Annotated in this window: 22 protein-coding genes; 15 read left to right on the top strand and 7 right to left on the bottom strand. The window is 58.0% G+C overall.

Annotated elements, in window-relative coordinates; translation table 11 throughout:
- The first annotated feature begins 103 nt into the window (after positions 1–103).
- The 14 genes from ACSQ25_RS24250 (at position 104) to ACSQ25_RS24315 (ending at position 12,028) form a co-directional block, all read left to right on the top strand.
- Positions 104–541 carry a hypothetical protein gene (locus ACSQ25_RS24250; protein ID WP_436108311.1) on the top strand — a complete coding sequence of 146 codons (438 nt, stop codon included), beginning with the start codon at positions 104–106 and terminating at the stop codon, positions 539–541.
- 104 nt (positions 542–645) lie between these two features.
- Positions 646–1,248 (top strand): hypothetical protein, encoded by a 603-nt coding sequence (locus ACSQ25_RS24255; protein WP_436108312.1) that lies wholly within the window; start codon positions 646–648, stop codon positions 1,246–1,248.
- Between the two features lie 10 nt (positions 1,249–1,258).
- Positions 1,259–1,570: a hypothetical protein gene (locus ACSQ25_RS24260; RefSeq protein WP_436108313.1), complete on the top strand. Its 312-nt coding sequence runs from the start codon at positions 1,259–1,261 to the stop codon at positions 1,568–1,570.
- A 3-nt stretch (positions 1,571–1,573) separates the two neighbouring features.
- Positions 1,574–2,281 (top strand): hypothetical protein, encoded by a 708-nt coding sequence (locus tag ACSQ25_RS24265; protein WP_436108314.1) that lies wholly within the window; start codon positions 1,574–1,576, stop codon positions 2,279–2,281.
- Complete coding sequence (locus ACSQ25_RS24270; protein ID WP_436108315.1) at positions 2,278–2,847, top strand: hypothetical protein; 570 nt, start codon at positions 2,278–2,280, stop codon at positions 2,845–2,847. The genes ACSQ25_RS24265 and ACSQ25_RS24270 overlap by 4 nt, the downstream gene beginning before the upstream one ends.
- Positions 2,848–3,154: 307 nt before the next feature.
- Positions 3,155–3,523 carry a hypothetical protein gene (locus ACSQ25_RS24275; RefSeq protein ID WP_436108316.1) on the top strand — a complete coding sequence of 123 codons (369 nt, stop codon included), beginning with the start codon at positions 3,155–3,157 and terminating at the stop codon, positions 3,521–3,523.
- Between the two features lie 100 nt (positions 3,524–3,623).
- Positions 3,624–4,265 carry a hypothetical protein gene (locus ACSQ25_RS24280; protein ID WP_436108317.1) on the top strand — a complete coding sequence of 214 codons (642 nt, stop codon included), beginning with the start codon at positions 3,624–3,626 and terminating at the stop codon, positions 4,263–4,265.
- A gap of 70 nt (positions 4,266–4,335) precedes the next feature.
- A complete protein-coding gene (locus tag ACSQ25_RS24285; RefSeq protein WP_436108318.1) occupies positions 4,336–4,821 on the top strand; it encodes a glycine zipper 2TM domain-containing protein in 486 nt (161 codons plus the stop codon).
- A 114-nt stretch (positions 4,822–4,935) separates the two neighbouring features.
- Complete coding sequence (locus ACSQ25_RS24290; protein ID WP_436108319.1) at positions 4,936–5,496, top strand: hypothetical protein; 561 nt, start codon at positions 4,936–4,938, stop codon at positions 5,494–5,496.
- A 250-nt stretch (positions 5,497–5,746) separates the two neighbouring features.
- Positions 5,747–7,708 carry a hypothetical protein gene (locus tag ACSQ25_RS24295; RefSeq protein ID WP_436108320.1) on the top strand — a complete coding sequence of 654 codons (1,962 nt, stop codon included), beginning with the start codon at positions 5,747–5,749 and terminating at the stop codon, positions 7,706–7,708.
- A gap of 55 nt (positions 7,709–7,763) precedes the next feature.
- Positions 7,764–7,925 (top strand): hypothetical protein, encoded by a 162-nt coding sequence (locus tag ACSQ25_RS24300; RefSeq protein ID WP_436108321.1) that lies wholly within the window; start codon positions 7,764–7,766, stop codon positions 7,923–7,925.
- A gap of 745 nt (positions 7,926–8,670) precedes the next feature.
- Positions 8,671–10,878: a DUF4214 domain-containing protein gene (locus tag ACSQ25_RS24305; protein WP_436108322.1), complete on the top strand. Its 2,208-nt coding sequence runs from the start codon at positions 8,671–8,673 to the stop codon at positions 10,876–10,878.
- 40 nt (positions 10,879–10,918) lie between these two features.
- Positions 10,919–11,485, top strand: coding sequence for a hypothetical protein (locus tag ACSQ25_RS24310; protein WP_436108323.1), 567 nt, complete (start codon positions 10,919–10,921; stop codon positions 11,483–11,485).
- 42 nt (positions 11,486–11,527) lie between these two features.
- A complete protein-coding gene (locus ACSQ25_RS24315; RefSeq protein ID WP_436108324.1) occupies positions 11,528–12,028 on the top strand; it encodes a hypothetical protein in 501 nt (166 codons plus the stop codon).
- Between the two features lie 587 nt (positions 12,029–12,615).
- On the opposite strand, the gene ACSQ25_RS24320 is transcribed toward ACSQ25_RS24315, so the two are convergent.
- Together ACSQ25_RS24320 and ACSQ25_RS24325 are read right to left on the bottom strand one after the other, a co-directional pair.
- Positions 12,616–13,134, bottom strand: a complete 519-nt coding sequence (locus ACSQ25_RS24320; protein ID WP_436108325.1) for a BPSL0067 family protein — start codon at positions 13,132–13,134, stop codon at positions 12,616–12,618.
- 12 nt (positions 13,135–13,146) lie between these two features.
- Positions 13,147–13,638: an Hcp family type VI secretion system effector gene (locus ACSQ25_RS24325; RefSeq protein ID WP_436108326.1), complete on the bottom strand. Its 492-nt coding sequence runs from the start codon at positions 13,636–13,638 to the stop codon at positions 13,147–13,149.
- A gap of 180 nt (positions 13,639–13,818) precedes the next feature.
- On the opposite strand from ACSQ25_RS24325, the gene ACSQ25_RS24330 reads away from it, so the two are divergent.
- Complete coding sequence (locus tag ACSQ25_RS24330) at positions 13,819–13,998, top strand: DUF3606 domain-containing protein (RefSeq protein WP_436108327.1); 180 nt, start codon at positions 13,819–13,821, stop codon at positions 13,996–13,998.
- Between the two features lie 350 nt (positions 13,999–14,348).
- On the opposite strand, the gene ACSQ25_RS24335 is transcribed toward ACSQ25_RS24330, so the two are convergent.
- The 5 genes from ACSQ25_RS24335 to ACSQ25_RS24355 are packed head-to-tail and all read right to left on the bottom strand — an operon-like array spanning position 14,349 to position 17,916.
- Positions 14,349–14,636, bottom strand: coding sequence for a hypothetical protein (locus ACSQ25_RS24335; RefSeq protein ID WP_436108328.1), 288 nt, complete (start codon positions 14,634–14,636; stop codon positions 14,349–14,351).
- 30 nt (positions 14,637–14,666) lie between these two features.
- Positions 14,667–15,560 (bottom strand): hypothetical protein, encoded by an 894-nt coding sequence (locus ACSQ25_RS24340; RefSeq protein WP_436108329.1) that lies wholly within the window; start codon positions 15,558–15,560, stop codon positions 14,667–14,669.
- Between the two features lie 13 nt (positions 15,561–15,573).
- Positions 15,574–15,846: a hypothetical protein gene (locus ACSQ25_RS24345; protein ID WP_436108330.1), complete on the bottom strand. Its 273-nt coding sequence runs from the start codon at positions 15,844–15,846 to the stop codon at positions 15,574–15,576.
- 1 nt (position 15,847) lies between these two features.
- Positions 15,848–17,092, bottom strand: coding sequence for a tyrosine-type recombinase/integrase (locus tag ACSQ25_RS24350; RefSeq protein WP_436108331.1), 1,245 nt, complete (start codon positions 17,090–17,092; stop codon positions 15,848–15,850).
- Entirely contained in the window at positions 17,089–17,916 is an 828-nt protein-coding gene (locus ACSQ25_RS24355) for a hypothetical protein (RefSeq protein ID WP_436108332.1), read from the bottom strand. The genes ACSQ25_RS24350 and ACSQ25_RS24355 overlap by 4 nt, the downstream gene beginning before the upstream one ends.
- Between the last annotated feature and the right edge of the window lie 276 nt (positions 17,917–18,192).

An 18,192-nucleotide genomic window follows, 5' to 3' on the forward strand; every position in this document is an offset into this window, starting at 1 on the left:
GCGGCCGTACGTTCCCAGCAGGCGCCAGCTTGCTTTCAAAATTTCGCCTTGCGGATTCATCATCCGCTCGGGTGGTGTGTCCGCATCAACCGGAGAACACACCATGAAACTCAGAAACCGCGATCCCCGCGATTACATCGGCCGCACCGTCATCTTCCGCCACGAAGCATGGCGCATTGATGGCGTCGACACCGAACACGTCCTGCTCAGCAAACCCGGTCTCGACAAGAAGGGAAAACTACGCCTGGAGCTGTTCGCAAGCTGCGAGCTGTATCCGGACGCAGCAGAAATCAGGACCCGCTTCCCGAAGCTGCTCCGCGCACTCGTCACCGTCTGTAACCTGACCTCCCGCGAGGCTGAGAATGCTGTCTTCTGCATGATCACCTACGGCCGCCAGTTCATGGGCTCGGAAGCGATCGCGCACATCGGCGGCCCACAACGCGCGATCAGTCTGTGTTGGCTGCACCGCACTCGTGTACGCGAATTCTTCGCACGCCAAGCGGCGGCACAGACCCCAACGATTGTCGGCGCGAACGCATAACGCAAGCCTGAGCCGACCAGCAAACTTTCTTTACCTGCAAACCTTTTTTACCCCAGGGTGACTTCGCCCGGTGGGGCGTGGTCCCCTTTACCCAAGGAAAATCCATGTCCCTCAAAAAAGCATTTAACATCGCCCGCGCCATCAAAGCTGCCGGCTTCAAAATCGTTGGCAGCAGAAGCATTGGCACGGACGACGGCGCATGCTGGGAAGCTACGCTGGCGTACGGCACCCAGAAGCTCGCCCACGCCAGCAACGGAGGCTTCGGCGGCGATGACGAGATCCGCTACCTGCAAAGCCCGAAAGCGGACTTGCAGCAGATCCGCAAGCAACTGGAGCTGTTCTTCGCCATCCCTGAAGCTCAGGATATGCTGAAGGACGCGCTCATCGTCGGGGAAGGCTATTCGCTCCAGTTCGGGTCGATCACGCAGGCCCAGTTCAACGCAAAGAAGGCAGAGATCCTGGCCAATCCGGTTCAGCTGAACGACGAGACGGTGATCGCCGCGATCATGGCAATGTGCGCTACCAACGATGTCCTCAAGGTAGCCAAGCGCGACGTGAAGTCGAAGCTGTCCGCCATGCTGGAAGGCGACGACGCCAAGGAGACTTGGCATACCTGGAAGGGTCTCGATACCCCGGCAAACCGCGCTTCCGTACAAGCCCATCACAAGGTGGACTGCTTCCTCGCCGATCTGATCGACGGGCTGTAAGAGCGGCGCCATGACTGGACTAGCAAAAACCTTCTCCGGGTCGCTTGACGGCCGCTATCCTAATCCCGACGAAGCCGCGGAGCTATACCGCCTCCGCGCACTCGACGTAAAGGCCCTGCAAAGCAAGCCCGTCATTACGCTGGCCGATATACAGGCCCTGGACCGTTTGGGCCGCTTCCATATCGCCAACGAAAGCTTCGATAAGTGCGACGCGGAAGCGCAGCACGCGCTTCGCCACGACGCGCATCATTCGGTTCGCTCCGCCGTCGTGACGTTCCGGCCTGCACGCTCTTCAAACAACGGCGCTGCTCTCGCAGCATAACCGATGCTCACCCCTCCGCCGCCAGGCGGAGGAGGGGGCTTTCTCAAGCCTACGGCTTACGTCGAACGATCGACGCCAGCTCACGAATTCATCTGCCGACATCGGCAACCTTCTGATGCATTAACAAAAAAAATTCACGCGCCGAGCTGGCGCTATTTCGACAAGGAAGACCCCATGCTGACAAACGGATTCACCCGCGAAGAACTCGCAGCCTGCACGCCAGGCGCTACCCTCAACTGCATTAAATCGGTCGTGATGTACGAAACCAGCGAAGTTACTTTTACGGCCGGACGCACGTACACCGTGGACTCGGCTACCGAAACAATGATGGTGTTGAAGAACGACCACGGCCGTTCGCACATGGTCGGCGGATACTTCTTCCGCGACCACTTCACCATCGTTGCACCCACTGCACCGCGCCAGGTTGTACACCTCTCGGAAACGGGCCTGCATGCGGGCCGCCGCTTCTGCGGCGCCGCACGCGACGATGGTAATCGCAGCGTTCACGGCATCTATGCGCCACTGCACGCGCCAGAGTTTCGCAAGGAGGTCTGCGACGCGTGCCTGACTATCTGGGCAAACGAGGCTTACGATGATGGCGACGAGATGCCCGATTACGTCGTTGAGGCGAGGCAGAAACACAAGGCCGCCTCCACCGGCGCCGAAGGGGCAATGGTAAGCGCGGCGCAACCGTCATTGGAACTGCGATGAACGCCCGCGTGATGATCGACGACGAGACCGTCGCTCGAGCACTCGCAGCCGACAAGACCTGTGCCCGCGTTCTCGCCAAGGGCCGGCGGCCCGCCCACGGGGATCTCGTCGGGGTTCGGCTAAACCTGAACCTGTTCAAGTCGCAGAAGATCGCGGTCCAGACCATCCACAAGGGGAACCGGTCTGGTCGTTACAAGGAAGGTGCAGGCTTATACAACGGTGAGTCGATCTGGTATCAATCGGCCGTTGTACTGGCCGGCTGTTACTTCAATGTCTCGCAGCCAGGCCGCTCGAAAATCGCCAGCGGGGAGGTATCCAAGTTCCCAATGGCGTCGTGCGATGGCCACCTCGTTGACGATCCAGAGCCATCCCTCGACGGGGTAGAGATTCGGTTCGATCCACGACGTTGGCACCTGTTCGTGGACACGGAAAACAGGCCTGTTCGCTGGGCTGAGTTGGTCACGGTCTACGGCCACCGCGCTTTTGCTCGCGGTGTGTTGGTCTACCACGACGAAGAAACTGCGCCGCCAAAATGCGGTGACGCACCGAGCGAAGTAGTGTTCTGACCTCAACAGCTAGGAGACTTAACAACCCCGACGCGGCACGGCTATCCTTCTGGATTGGTCGTGTCGCAATCGGTATACCGACCGCTATTTTCTTGCAGGAAACTCATGTATTATTGAGGAACGCTCTGCGGAAATGTCACCACCCTTAACGCTTCTCTGTCCTAGACAGATGAGCGCTGCTCAAAGCTTTTCTACGCCGGACTTTCGGCATACACCTTAGGCTGCGTCCTCGCAGCCCTATCAAAAAGCCCATCGGGATTCGCTCCCGATTGGGGTGCGGATCCCTCCATTTCTCGGAGATTCGCACATGAAAACCATCAACGCAGCAGTCCGTTCGAACGGTGCCCTGGCTATCGCACTGGCATTTCGCCGTGAGAATGGCTTGAATGCCGGCTCGATCAAGCAGCAGAGCAGCCGCCAGATGCGTCAGCGTCTCAACGCTGAACTGCGCCAGCAAGTCGACGGGATCTACCTCGAGGCAGCTGAAGCTGCTAAGAGCCGTCGCGTCTACGAACGCTGGAGCAACGATATGTCGAAGCTGTTCGACTATGACGTGAACGCTCCGCGAAACGTCGTCGTTGAAGCGAAAACCGCGCACCAGGTGACTGTCGTTCGCAAGCTCGGCGGCTCCCCGTTCGAGCGTAAGCAAGTTCGTGTCGAGCTGCTTGCAGCTTAAGCGACTACCCAGCCTATCAAACCGCCAGCCCACCCCGCTGGCCAACGCCAACAATCAATGCCCCGCACACAGTGGGGCATTTCTCATTACGGATATACCAATGACACACCCTGTCACCCCGAAAAGTCAGCACACGGTCACGGCAAACGATGGAAAGGTTCACGCGATCCGGCTGTCCGCGCCAGCGGATTGGTCAGGCAACTGGCCAACCGATCGAACAGGCGACATCCTCGTTACTGAATACCCTGGTACGCAGGACGGAAGTGTCTTCATTTACTGGCTCGGTGACTTGACGTTCGAGTCTCCGAAAGTGATGGAGTGGATCCAGACCCATGTGACCGACCATGACGTGGTTGGTGTGCACGTAGTATTTGGATTCCCAGCGCATGCCCACTCGTCGTTGAAGGGCGATCTGGCCTCTCTGAAGGTCCGTGCAGCGGCCCGCAAGTACGGCTCCCTGCTGGCCGACGTTCCTGTTGCGTGTGACGCGAAGCGGGAAGCAATCGCCATGGCTGACGCCTTCCTCAACAACGTCCTTCTGCCCACGTACACCGAACTGGTGGAAGCACTTCGCTGGAGGCCCATCTCCACGGCGCCCAAGGATCGCTACATCCTGGGTCGCGACCCGGGCATGAAGCGCCCGTTCGTGATGATCTGGAACGTGCGTGAACAGGCGTTTATCGCATCGCCTGGCCTCGACGACGAAGAGCCAACCGAATGGATGGACCTTCCAGAAGTCTGACCATCTTCAGCATCAAAACCGCAACCGCTTGCACTCCGCAGGCCATACATCCCATCGAAAAGGAATCACCATGAAAAAAGCAATCGCAATCATCGCCCTCGCACTGGTCGCTGCAGTTAACGTAAGCGCAAAGGAAGTGACCGCCACGATCGTCAGCGTCACCCCGGTCTACGCGGACCGCGTCCAGCAGGTGCAAATCTGCGACGTCGCCCAGAGCATCCAGCCGCAACAGGTCTCCCCAATGAACGCCGGCACCGTCATCGGCGGCATCGCCGGTGCACTGCTCGGCAGCCGTGTCGGCGACGGTAATGGCCGCCTGGCTGCAACCGCAATTGGTGCCGTTACCGGAGCCATGAGCGGCGACCGCCTGACGCAGCGTTACAGCCAGCCCCAGCAGGCCTGCCGCTGGGTCCAGCGCGTCGAACAACAAGTGAGCAGCTACCGCGTCACCTACGCGTATCAAGGCGACCAATACGAAGCCTTCTTGCCGTATGACCCAAGCCGCGGCGGCTCGGTCTCGACCGTCACCGCGCAGATGACCCTGAGCATGCGCTAAGCAGCGCTCATGGCCCCTGCAGGCGCCGTATAGCACCTTAAACAATCACGCAGTTACACACCCTTGCGGGCCACCCGCGAGGGTGGCTCCGCGTAAAAATCACCGGAGCACACCATGACAACATCCTGCAGCGACTTCCACAGCCACATCTGGAACCGCCTGGTCGCACTCAATCTCATAAGCGGGGCGAGCGTCGATCCCGAAGACCTGGACGCACAGTCAACGATGGCGCTGGAAGCTATCACCACGCTGTCCGACAAGGTTTCCTTGCTGGCCAATCTGCTCGAGCAGCTGGTCGGCAAGCTTCCTGCAAACGACGCCCAGGTCGAGCTCCCGCTCGGCACCGCGGAGCTTGGCTCCCTCGAGCCAGATCTGCGCGAGAAGATCATGACAGCGCTGCGCGGCGAGGCATTGCGTGAAGCCGTTCATGGTCCGGCCGCCCGCTTCATGCAGGAAGTGCTGGACGCTCACGATTGCGTCGCAGGCATCGTCGAGCAGTACAACGATCTGACGCTCGCTGACGTGCTCTACCTGCACAGTGCAATCCACAAGAAAGGCTACATCGAGGTTCTGACGCCTACCGACTCTCGCATTTGCGAGCTTGTACGCCAGCTGCCATCTGCCGATTTCTGGCAAGCACATATCTTTGTGATTGCTGAAACGATGGCGGCCTGACCTTCGACAACTGATCCTGGATCGAGTACATGCCCCTTCGGCCTGTACTCGACGCCAGACAACGCCGCCGGCGCCGATCGGCACTCCACCTCAATTCACCCGCTTTTCTCTGCATGGCAGCGATGAGCCTCGCTCGACGTTTTCATTCGCCGGACCTTCGGCACTTAATTGCAGCCTTCGCTGCACGACAATTTCGCCGACAGGGCAAGCCCTGTAGGGCTGTCCGTTGGCTTCTCCCCTGGAGCTACGAATGCAACGTCAAGCAGTATTTCAACAATCCCTGATGGGCCTCGACGCCGACGACTTCGATTCCATCTTCCCCGAAACAACTGGCCACTACCGGGCGCCGCGCTACAGCGAGGTCGACCACACGTCGGTCAAGAAACTACAGACTCCGGTCACTCGCTACGCCGGCGAAATGCAGGAGGCGGCGATCACAACCCTCCTTGGGCTTATCCGTAAGGGCCATTCTCTCGTGGCCGCCGCAAGCTTTGGCAAGGACTCCAGCTGCTGCGTCGTTTTGATGGTCGAAGCGGTTCGCCGCGCTGTGGCGGAAGGCATCTTCATTCGCCATTTCGTTACCACGAGCTCTACCGGCGTGGAAAATCCGGCGCTGGAAAGTCACGCGCTCCGTTGCCAAGACGAGATCCGGGCGTTCTGCGAAGAGCACGGCCTTCCGATCGAGGTTTACACGGTCTATCCATCACTGGCGTCGTCGTTTGTCGTCTCAACGGTCGGCAGGGGAACTCTGCCGAGAACACCAGAGAATGGAAAGGCTCGTGCATGTTCGAGCTCGTGGAAGGTGCTCCCACAACAGCGACTTGCAGCGGAGCTAAGTGAGCAAGTCCAGCAAGAAAACGGCCGCTCGACAGTGACGATTATCGGCACACGCCTCGAGGAATCTGCGAGCCGAAAGGAGCGTATGGATGCCCGCGGCGAGTCGGCAACAACACCAGTACGCAACGACGACGGTCATCTGGTTCTCAGCTTAGTGAAGCACTGGACACTTAACGACGTGTGGGATCTTGTGTACTCGATCGCGAGCCCCGAAAAGAGCGCCTACCCGGTGCCGCTTTCGTCGCAAAGCATCGAACGCTTGTTCACCCTTTACCGGGATGCGAACGAGGGAACCTGTGGCGTGATCCTGGGCGACGGTGGCAACCGGGCTGCTTGTGGTGCGAGGCACGGATGTTGGTCATGTCAGATCGTAGGCGACAAGGACAAGAGCATGGATAGCATGCTTAAAGCCGACAAGTACGCCTATATGCGCCCGCTAAATGACCTACGCAATTATCTCGTGGCGTCTCATAACGACTTCGAGAAGCGCGAGCTGGTTGGACGCAAGGTTAGCAAGGCCGGGTTCATCGGCATCAGGCCCGACGTGTTCAGCTACCAGTTCCGAAAGGAGCTGCTGTGGTACCTCCTGAGCATCGATGCGGACGAGCGCGAGCGAGCTGAACGCATGGAGGATGACATCGCCTTGGGGCGGGTGGAGGACACCCCTGACAACCGCATGCTTGCCAGCCCTATGTTCGAGAACGTCAGCCTCCGGCAGTTAGCACTCGTCGACTTTCAGTGGTCTATGCACCGAGAGGCAGAGCACGCTTTTCCGGCTTTGGCGATCTGGTATGAAGTCAACGTTTTTGGCCGTCGGCGCAAGGTGCCGAAGCGCTTGAAGGCGCCTAAGATTTCTGTCCCTACGACGCGCTGGTTCAAAGTCGGGAGCTTCGATCATGACCAGATCCCTTCGGAAGGCCTTCGATCCTATCAGGACGAGCTGTGGAACAAGCATCGGCATCCTGAGCGGATCTTCACGCATCGGGAAGTGGATGGTGAACGAGTAGTCTGGTTCGAGGAAGACGAGAACCTGGCCATCGATGCGGAAGAGGCATGTGCATTCATAACCTGCACCTATCCCTCGATGTTCATGGACGCACGCAGTTATTCTGCAATCGACGGTGCGCGACTTTGGCTCAACGAAGGAATCATCAAGCTACCGAAAGGGCAGGCAGCCCGGTATCAGAACATGGCGAAGCGGAACCAGTACTTCGTCAATCTGGCCGCTAAGTTGAACCTGTCGCCGAACGAGTTGAACAGCTACCTTGTGAAGCACTCGATCACGAATGCCGACCATGAAAGGCTACTTGCCGACGCTGCGGCGAAGGCAGCTGGCTTCCAACACGATCTGTTCGGACTGCTGCTTGCGGCTTGACGTAAACACCCGTCTGCCTCGGCAGGCGGTTCCTCAACAACCTCCCTGGATAAACATGGAAGACACACATCAAAAATTGATCGACGAGATCCTCGCGCTGAAATTGCTGAACCCAGTTTCAGGCGTCGACGTCGAGCCTGACGACATCTATGCCTACATCGATGAAGCCGAGGCGCAGCCATGCGTTGACGGCTTCAAGGCCTGGCTGCTCGCTTGAAGCTCGAAAGACACTTTACGAAAAAGTTAGTTTGAAGACCCCGCTTCGGCGGGGTTTTTTTTCGCCCGATGCGTTTGCCAATGATGAGTTAACGGTACATTAGATGCGCTCGCCCCCGCGAGTACGATCGATTGGCATTTGGCTCCTTGAATGGAGCCTTTTTTTCGGCCAAAAAAAAGCCCGCTACTAGCGGGCCTGAAGACTATTTTCTTGGAGGAGAATAGTGGAGACAGATCAATGATGAGCTATCCGAAGCCATTTCTCCAATGAAGACTTGTGATACCGGCAATCACTAGAAGCCATAACTGACGCACGCGGTGCGCGGTGCACGATGCTTCTCACATCCGACATTAGAGACGTAATTTTTGGCGTACATTTATTGCCTTGCGTTTACGCAATTGATGGGGTACATTAATTCCTATGGACACACCTCTGAAAGTTAACAAAGCTGGACGCCCGCGCCTACCCGAGCAGCAGAAACGAAGTGGCCGGCTATCGATGCGCGTGTTCCCAGATGTTGAGGCGAAAGCGCGCAGAGTAGGGACTGAAGCCGTTGAGAAGGCAATTCGTGCTATCGAGGAATCTGAAACCGAGACCGCCACGAAAGAGCCGAAGTAGCGCCCGACCCAGCCTGCATAACCGTGCAAATCCCGTTGTATTTCGCACCACCGCCACACAATAGTTGCCCTTAAGAAAGTAAAATAGAGGTGCGCAACTTGAAACATATCGCCTGAAACTGAGACCCATGACCGACAAGACACAGCCGACCCTGATCAATTTTAAGCTCCCCAACGTCATCGACCTGTCGCTGCCAGGTGCGAAAATCACTTTCGGCCTGGAAGCGACGGATGGACCTGATGGCAGCGGCATCGGCACCGTGCAGATCGAAATCGATCGGTTCATTAGCGGTGGAGTACTGCGCAAGCACGTTATCTGGAGCCCAGATCGTACTTCCGCCGACGGTCAGATCGTAAGTACCGACAACTTCGCTGACTCGACTCCAACAACTGCAGCAAACGACTTTAACGTTGGCGCGGGGACGCCGACCGGGACCGTCACAATCACGCGAATTTCGATCAGCGACCTGGCTGGCAACTTCAAGTGGTACACCACTGCCGATTTGGCTGCGATGGGCTTCAACACTACAATCTCGCTCGTCAACGCAGCCGCGCCGGCAGCACCAACCGCGAGCCTAGTAAGCTCGGGCGCTGACGCATCCAGCTCGGTGCGCACGTTCGCGGGTGCCAGTGCAGCAGGTACGACGGTATACGTCTCCACGTACAGCAACGGGAAGTGGATCGATCTCGGCAAGACGACCGCCGGCGTTGATGGTAAATGGACTCTTCAAAGCACCGCACTGAGCGATGGCGTGTACAACAAGACCTCGGCATGGGCCGTCGACGCAGCTGGAAACGCATCGGCGCTGAGCACACAATTTTCGTTCGACATTTGGAAAGATGGGCTTGCAGCGCCTACCTTGTCCCTTCCAGTCCACGCACCGAATCTTCTGCGCGTTGACAATCCGGTGATCAGCGGGACCGGCGTTCCGAAGGCACTTGTGACCCTCTTCGCCGACGGTAAGGTGGCTGGTACCGGCCGCGTTAACGACAACGGGACCTGGTCGATCCTGACCGACAACCTCACTGAGGGAAGCCACACCTTTACGGCATCGCAGTCTACCGATGGAGGCCGCACGTCGCCGGCGACCCAGGCCGTGCAGGCAATTGTGGCGGTGCAGCCAACCACTGGCTTGAAGTTCGTCGTCTCGTCGCTTACGAGCTCCGTCAGTAACGCAGACAGGACGTTCATTCAAAACATGCTCGACGACACGGCCGCAAGATTCAGCGAGGTGTTGGATGCGAACCAGACGATCGCGGTTGCAGTCAACGTCCGAGATTTGGGTAACGCATCCGCGAGCGCTGGCGCCGCCTACATGGGTACCGACGCATCCGGCATGCCACTTATGCCAAGCGCGGTGTTCAATCTGAACAGCAACCAGCCGGCCAACTACGCCAAGTCGGAGGCGGCTCCAGCCTTCCTGTACGCACACGAGATGCTCCACGTCCTTGGCATCAATGCTGGCACGGCGGCATTCAGCGCTCACGTGCGCCAGCAGGCGGACGGCATCTTCTTCGTGGGGCCGAATGCGATGGCCATCAACGGAGGCCCGGTTCGCCTGGACAGCAGCCGATCGCACCTTGATGGCAACGACGATCTCATGGGTTCAAATGGTGGCCTTCACGATAGCCATGCGTTCAGCGCGGCCAATCCATATGCACCGTTCTCTGCTCTCGACCTGGCTATCCTCAAGGATATCGGCTGGACCACGAAACCCGTGCTGGTCTCCGACGATGGGCACACCTTCGTCGCCGGAAGCGGCAAGGCCGGGTTCGACCAGGTCGACGGGACGGCTGGCCTGGACACGTTCTTCATCAGCCAGAACCGCGGCTCGCTGAGCGGCGCATGGGTAGGCGGCGAGTATGTGCTTAGCAATGCGGCGGATGGCACCGCGCACAGTCTGAGTGGCATCGAGCGCGTGCAGTTCGCTGACAAGATGGTGGCCCTCGACGTAAACGGTGTTGGTGGGCAGGTCTACCGCCTCTATCAAGCCGTGTTCGGACGCACGCCGGACAGCGCAGGCTTAGGCTTCTGGATCGACGCGGCCGACAACGGCCAGTCGATCGCGCAGATTGCAGACCAGTTTGCCGCATCGAACGAATTCAAGACCCTTTATGGCGTGGCGCCAAGCCCGGACGAAATCGTTACCAAGCTCTACGCGAATGTCTTGCACCGAGCACCTGACCAGGGCGGATACGACTATTGGCTTCCGATCATCAAGAGCAATCCAAGCCTGGTGGAGGAAGTCTTGGTCGCCTTCAGTGAGAGCGCCGAGAACAAAGAGCAAGTGGCCAAGGTGATCGGCAACGGCTTCGAGTACGAGCCTTGGGGCTAATCATTCGGCCATTTAAACACCTACACCTCATTCGCATTTCATGAACCGCAATCATCTGGATCCTATCGATCACGCTGCCAACGTGCTTCCCACGGATGCTTACAGCGTTCGTATGGACAAACGTGCCGAATACGAGAAAAAGTACCCTATCGTATACTTTCACGGTTCCGATGCCGCCAATGCTTTCGTCGCACGCGCAGTGGTGGCCATCCTCCTATGCGCGATGTTTTTCTTTGCGCTCTACGAGCCTTGGGTAGAACCAATCGTTCCGAATGCTAGTATCTTCATCCTGGCCCCGGTTTGCCTGTTTCTCGTCGTTCTTGCCTACCGGTCCATAGGCTTCGCCACCTCCGTTCTGGTTATCGGGTTTCTCGGGGTAATTGCTGCAACCTTCGTGCAGGATTCCCGTAACGAAGCTGCTGAACGCGAAGCTGCCCTACGCCAAAGGCAACGAGCAGATGCTCCCCTTGGAGCTTGCGGGATCTATGCCGCAGCGTTAGCACGTCATCAAAAGGAGGGTGAGCGACTTAGAGCGCAGGCATGTCTTGCAGCAAGGCGTGCTGAGCAATCGAGAATTCAGACTTCGCCTGCGCGACCTGATCGGTAACGCTGGGCCGATACACGGGTTCCGCGACTTCTGGAGCATCAAATGCTGTTCTTTCTGGATACCGAATATACCGACCCGCTGAATATCGAATTGATCAGCTTGGGCCTTGTCAGCGAGGATGGCAAGCACGAGTTCTATTGCGAGCGAACTGACTTTGACATGGACCTGTGCAATGGATTCGTGCAAACGGCGGTCCTTGCCCACACAGGGCAGTTTCCAGACCTACGAGCGGATCGGACTGAGCTACGCATTCGACTAGCAGCATGGTTCGCCACGCTTCCGCGTAGTGTCACGGTCGCATGTGACAGCTATACCGATTGGGAATTATTACTCGACGCGCTGGATGGCGAAAGACCGGGGAACCTGGCTGGGCGATACGACTTACGCAGCCTTATCAATAATTCAACGTATCATCAAGCTGTTTGCCGATATCATGAGCTGGGCGGTCGACCATGGCACCATGCCTTGCATGACGCTCGGGCACATCGTATGGGATGGTTAGCGTGGATGGCCGCGAGGGCGCAGGGAACAACACGTGCATGACGTGCATCAGTTGCTCGTGAGCTCTGAGGACTGGATTAGGGTAGCGAGCCTGTAGCTTTGGGAAATAGCGCAGATATCCACAGTTCCTGTTAGCAAATGCGCGTTCACGACGACGAAATGTAGAAGGCATGCGGGTTTCATCGGCATGCCTTTCGTTTAGGCAAACTACGGCTTGCCTCCAAGCATATCAGGCGGTGGGGGCTGTCTACGCTGGCAAGCAACTTGTGCAGTCTTCCGGCCGGCGGTACGTTTCACCACGAGGTCGCAGAAATCGATCGCTACATCGAGCTCGATCCACAGCTCACGTGCGCCGGCTGCATCCGGACCTGAAACCGGTGTTGCTTCGACTGGCTTCCCGCCATACTGGCAGACCAGCCATCGCGGAACAGCTTCAGGGAAGGAATAGCGGATTCGCACCCCATCTGACCGCAGGTCTACGTCGCCGTGTAGCGCAATTCCGGCGTTCCGGGCCCCCAGGTGCATCTTGGCGCTGGCAAGGGTGGATCCAAAGGCGAGCTCAGGGCAATGCCGCGTCTGCCCGGCCGCGCACCCGGACATGATGGCTATTGCGACGAAGGCGAGGGCTCTCATGGAACCACCACAACGTGGTATTCAGCAGCATCGTTGGCAGGCTTGGCCTTGGACCGGTTCCGCAGTTTCCATTCATCGGTAAGAACCGCAACACCCCGCATCGCAGCGGGTTTCCCCTTGTACTGGTCGAACATCGAGAACGCGCAAGGCAGGCCATTGACCATCGTGGCGCCGTGCCAAAACTTGCCGAACAACCCTACATGCCACCCGCTTTGGTTTGGGAATATCGGGACGCCGCCAACCAACTTGAAGTTGGCAATCACCGTCCCGGGCAGAAGAAAATCGAGTTCCATCACGCGCGGGCCAGGGCGCCAGCGGCCGGTGTACCCGACGTCGGTCAGGAACTGCGGCAGCGCGACGCATTCTTGGTCCCGGCCCAGATACTGACCCTTGCGATCGACGTACAGCTGGTGGAACCTTTCGGCCATCTCCTCGAAGTGCAGACCCTCGTATTTGTCCTGATAAATGGCATTGCGTTTTGGGAGATCGTCTTTCCACTTTTCAGTCGACTCCATGAAGCCCCCAGGTCAGACGCACACATTCTTAGCACAGTCCCAGCCCGCCGAGCTGTTGCCTTCCGTGCCGCCGCGAATACCCTGCTTGGTATACTTCCAGGTCATTTTTGAGTAAGCCAGAAAAACATGCTCCTTGATCAGGCCGGTCTCGCCAGTGGCCGGATTGACGCCACCGATCATCACGTTCTCCAGTTCTACCGCGTAGTAGCAGATGGGTTTGCCCTCGCCGTCAGCGCGCATGAACTCGAACTTGGCCTTCGGTATAGTCTTACCCATCGCACAGTGCTTAAGCAGATTAGGCGAGGACAAATCGGCCACCTTCACGAAGGACATTTCGGACAGCTCGGCCCGCCCGGCAGTGTGGCCGCCGGCGGTCGACACGCTTCCCGCCCTGGGCTGATGCACACTCCAGCTAACGTGTGAAACCTCAATCCAGCCCACGTGGCCACCATCGGCCGATTCACCCTTGATGCCGTCGATCTGCAGGTAGACGTCGTTTGCCATGCTCACCTCCTTTGGGATATGGAAGAAGTGTGCGCAACGGTAGCTTTCGATCCTTGCGTTACAGCATTTCAGACTCTGGACCGAGTTGAGACGCCGCATGTGGGCGCATGTGCGGAACCTAACGGAACATTTCGATCGCCTGGCGCATGCTCAGCCGTGATCACATCAATGGAGAGCGAAATGTCTGATGACCTGACCAACCGCGGCGCACAAGACCGTGCCCGCATCGCAATGGGCGAGCCCCACGAGGTAACATACTGGACCGAGACCCTTGGAGTCTCGCGAGATGAGTTACAACGAGCAGTGGATGCGGTGGGGAATAGCGCGGAAGCGGTACGCGAGTTCCTGAAGAAGAAGTAAGCTGCTGGCCACCTTGGCGCCGGCGTGACGATGGGGCATAACTGCCGGCGCAGTGCTTACGAGTCGAGCCCGGACCGGTCTCTGCTGACTGCCTGGAGCAGTCCATCGGAGCCGACAACAATCCTGAGCACCTGTGCCGCCGCGTTCGCACGCAGGACATGCTGTTGAAGCGGTGTCTTGCGATGCGGGTGCGCGACCAGGTCACGCGCGGCCCTTACCGACATCTCGTAGTCGCCACATCCCTCGCTCGAGCAAGCAACGTAGTATCCGTTACCCCGATCTATCGATGAAAGTTGGGCGGCTTGTCCGCATAGGAAGCAGGTTTGCGATATGGCGCACATTGGACGGCATCATGAAATGGTCGAAACAGCGTCGCTGGACTGGTGGTCAGAATCCTGATCAAAGCCGACATACTTCAGGTAGGTGAGCATTCGATCAGGCGTGTCCCAGTGCGCGCTAAACAGTGAATAATCCCATATTTCGCCGTGAGTGCCGCCGCCATCGTCCATGAAGACAATAGGGCGCTCGGCGTCCGTTCGCTCGATCTGCTCTTTCACGAACTTCCATACGGGCTCGATGCTGGAGTTTTCTGCAAAGTCCATGAGGTGATCGCCAACGGCGGCGCGAATGATCGACATTTTAAACGTCCTCGATGGTAAGACTGTTGGCTAGTTGTGGAAATGGTCTGGCCTGTAGCCATCAGGCCGATTCTTCTTCGCCTTGAGCAGTTGTTCTGGCTTGGCCAGTCCGCGGGCGACTAGCTCAGCGGCGGCGTTGGCAATCGACTCCTGCAGGCTTTCGCCAACCATCATGCGGTCGGCAGCCTGGTGGACCAAGCGGCCGGGGAGCCGCTGTATATAGGCCTTCAAGGAAGCGAAGCCTGCCGGCGACAGTTTCCCCTCCCATTGCGAGAGGACCTCGGCAGCTGCGTCAAAGGGGCGGTAGGAAGTGCGTGCGATTTCGGCCGTGACTTCGGCAACGAATGCATTCCGACGGCGCGATTCATTGGCTCGCTGCACGCGGTCAGCTTCGTACCGAATGCGCTCCGCTTCGGAACTGACATTCGCACGTATCGCTACGCCATCGTCTACACGAAGGAGCGAATCGACGCCGAAATCCTGCTCTGGTTTACCAGACCATCCCAGATGAATGGTTCTACCCTTTACGTGAAACTTGCGGCCGGCCACAAACTCGTCTTTCAGCTCGACAGGCAGCAACCAAGGGTCGTTATCGTCGCAGAACAGGCAGTAGACTTCGACATATTTAGGCGCAGGTGGTTCTGCCGCTCGGGCAGCCTTTTCGATAGCATCGGTTGCGATCACAGCCGAGACTTCGCGGGCGAACATCACATTCGTTTGCTCGGCACAGGCGATCTCACCACCGTGTCCAATGGCTACGTACGCTGCGGCGGCAGCGATAACACTCTCCCCGACATGTAGGTTCAGCGATCGCCCTTGCGGCAGCGAGAGCGAGCCAATCGCACAGTTGTACCCCAAGGCACGCAACTTAGAAGCTGCCTCGGAAAGAATTAAGTTCGCGTCGTTCAAAAAATCGGCGTCCATCTAGCTCTCCAGACTACTTGGCAGCTTTCCGCTGGTCGAGCCATCGCAGGACCGTGGGGAAGAAATACAGAACCACGGAATAGATGAAGTAGGTAGGCGGGCCGTACCAGGGAACATTGGGTGCCCTGTCGATCGCGGCCACTGGCGGGACCTGGACGGCAGACCAGATCCAACCAATGAAAAGTAAGATTGAAGCAAGCAGCATTATCCCTGCGAAGAACCGGCACGCGACGGCAATGAAGCTCTTGAAGTCTTCGGCGAAAGTGAATTGCTGGTGATCTTCCATATCATCCTAAAGTAGCTTTTTCCTGTACTGCATTCCCCATTTGAGCAACTGCTCCAGGATCGACCTTTTCTGTAGCCCTGATCAGGTCCAGTGCTTCCTGCTTCGTGTAACCCATCGTGGTGTCAACGCTGCTATGGCCAAGCATGCTCGCTACGACACGAATGTCTTGCCCCTTTAGGACCGAAGCCGTAGCGAACGTGTGTCGCAGCCAATGCGCCGAGGCCTCGCGCAAGCGCCCAGCGAGTTCTTTGTCGCCGCGGTCTTCGATATAGGTTGCCGCATCACCGAGACGTGCCTTGATGATTTTGTTCAGCCCTTGGCGCGTCCCGACACTTCCCCAGGCCCCGAAGAATCGCTTATCGCTGGCACGCTGGATAGTCCCGCCTTTCATCACGATCTTTCTGGTCCGGGGTGAAAGCAGCAGGGGAGTACTGTCACCATGGGCAGGATGGGCGGGAAGCGCGAATGCGAGACGATACGCTATCAGAGCGTCCATCAGCAAGTTTGACACTGGCACTGTTCGAGGTTTCCCGCCCTTCGCGTTATCCGCAGAGACTTCAAGGACCCAGTAAGTTCTTCGCGTCGCTGGATCCGGAACCTGTGTGAACGCACCCATCGTCGAGCCGACCAGCTCGGTCGCGCGCAAACCGGTCTCGCGCAGGCATACCAGGACGAATCGATCTCGTAAATATTGGCGCCGATCGGTCGAGCACGCACTTTCCTGTTCGTCCATCACCCGCAGTACCGTCTCGTAGACGTCGAGCTGGATTGCCCGCGAATAATCAACGCGGCGTGCTGCCGGCGCTTTCGTAAGGGCCATGGGGTTGAGGGCGATGTAACCGCTCGCCAGGAGCCCACCAAACATCGACTTCGCGAACCGCATGATGTCGCTCTGCGCGCTCGGGGAGGGCTGCACCTTAAACGGCGTGTGGTTGGGTACCCCTTTATTCGGCAGCAGGTGCGCTGGCACAGCGGTGAGGAACCGTTGGAAATCGAGGACGTCTTGCATAGTCCATTGAGACGGCGTCCGCCCAAGAACGTTCTCGCAGTACCAGCGCAGCTTCGCTAGATGATAGCGATACGTATCGACGGTTGAGGTCTTGCCGTTCCTGCTATTTGCCGCCACCGTGCATAGCCATACCTCGATCGCATGCCAGTCATCGACAACGGCGCCCAGAATGTGCGGCGCAGTGTGGACCATGGGTGCGGGCAGAGGGACCGGCTGCATTATCAGATCGTTCTTCATCGTGGTTCCATACGAAGTTCAGCTGGAATCGTCCCGCCACGCGCGTACGCGGCCTGGCGGAACACTTCCATCAATCTCTCGTTTCTCTTCAACAGCTCTTCGATCTGCACCCGGCGATCGCGCTCAACGCGGGTTTCGCCTCTCACGTCATCGATCGAACGCATCGCAAATTTTCGGATCTCGGACAACTCGTCGCTTACGGACTGAAGGGCGGTTGCCTGGGACTGCATCTGGGCCAATGCTGCGACCTCAGCGTCCTCTAGTCGCTTACGGACGATGGCCTCACGTTCGGTAGACGCGTGGAGCTCGGACGCGAGTCTCGCGGCGTGAACGCGCGCCTCGGCGAGCGCACGGTCCGAGGCGGCCAACCTGGCTCCCAAGTCGGCAATATGGTCCTGCGCCATCTTCAGGTCGGTGCTCAACGCATCTGCGATTCGGCGAAGCTGCAGGGCCAGCGCGTCCTCAACCGCACGGCGCACCAGGTCGCCCATGTCTTCTTGCGGCCGGTAAGGGCTCTCGGGGGCTTGCGCGGCCATTCTGAGTGGCGGTATGGCGCTTCCGGACATTTCGCGCTCAACGGCTTCCTTTTCCAGTGCGAGCGTGTTTGTCGAGGGCTTGCGGTCGGGCGCATAGGTGTTGAGAAGCCGTCGATAAATCGCTGGACTGAACGTGCGGCCGGTGGCCGTGTGGACTGCCTTGATGAAGTCGTGCACGAACGCGCGGTTCGACGGCCCGCCGGGTGGATGCTTCTCGCGGAGTGGCGGCACGAGCAATAGCAGTTTGCCGGCCTGCTCATCGGTCAAGCTGAACTGTGTTCGGGTCAAAAGGAACTTTCTTATAAGCCGGCATCGTCGGCTGGCAACGCTGCGCCATGCCTTAAAACAGACGAGTACAGTAATTCATGAGGTCCGACAAATGATACATGATGCTAAAAATCAACGGTACATAAACAAGTATATATATACCTGTAGCCACGGTCTAGTTAACTTAGCTGTAATTAAGTAAACTAGTGTCTCCGAATCAGTTTGAACTGAATTTTAGCTCTCGGAAGTAATCTTGTAAGATCTTTGGAAGTAAATCTGTAAGATGCACCCTCGTGC

The organism is Massilia sp. LjRoot122 (assembly GCF_964252725.1).
In the GTDB taxonomy this organism is placed as follows: domain Bacteria; phylum Pseudomonadota; class Gammaproteobacteria; order Burkholderiales; family Burkholderiaceae_D; genus Telluria.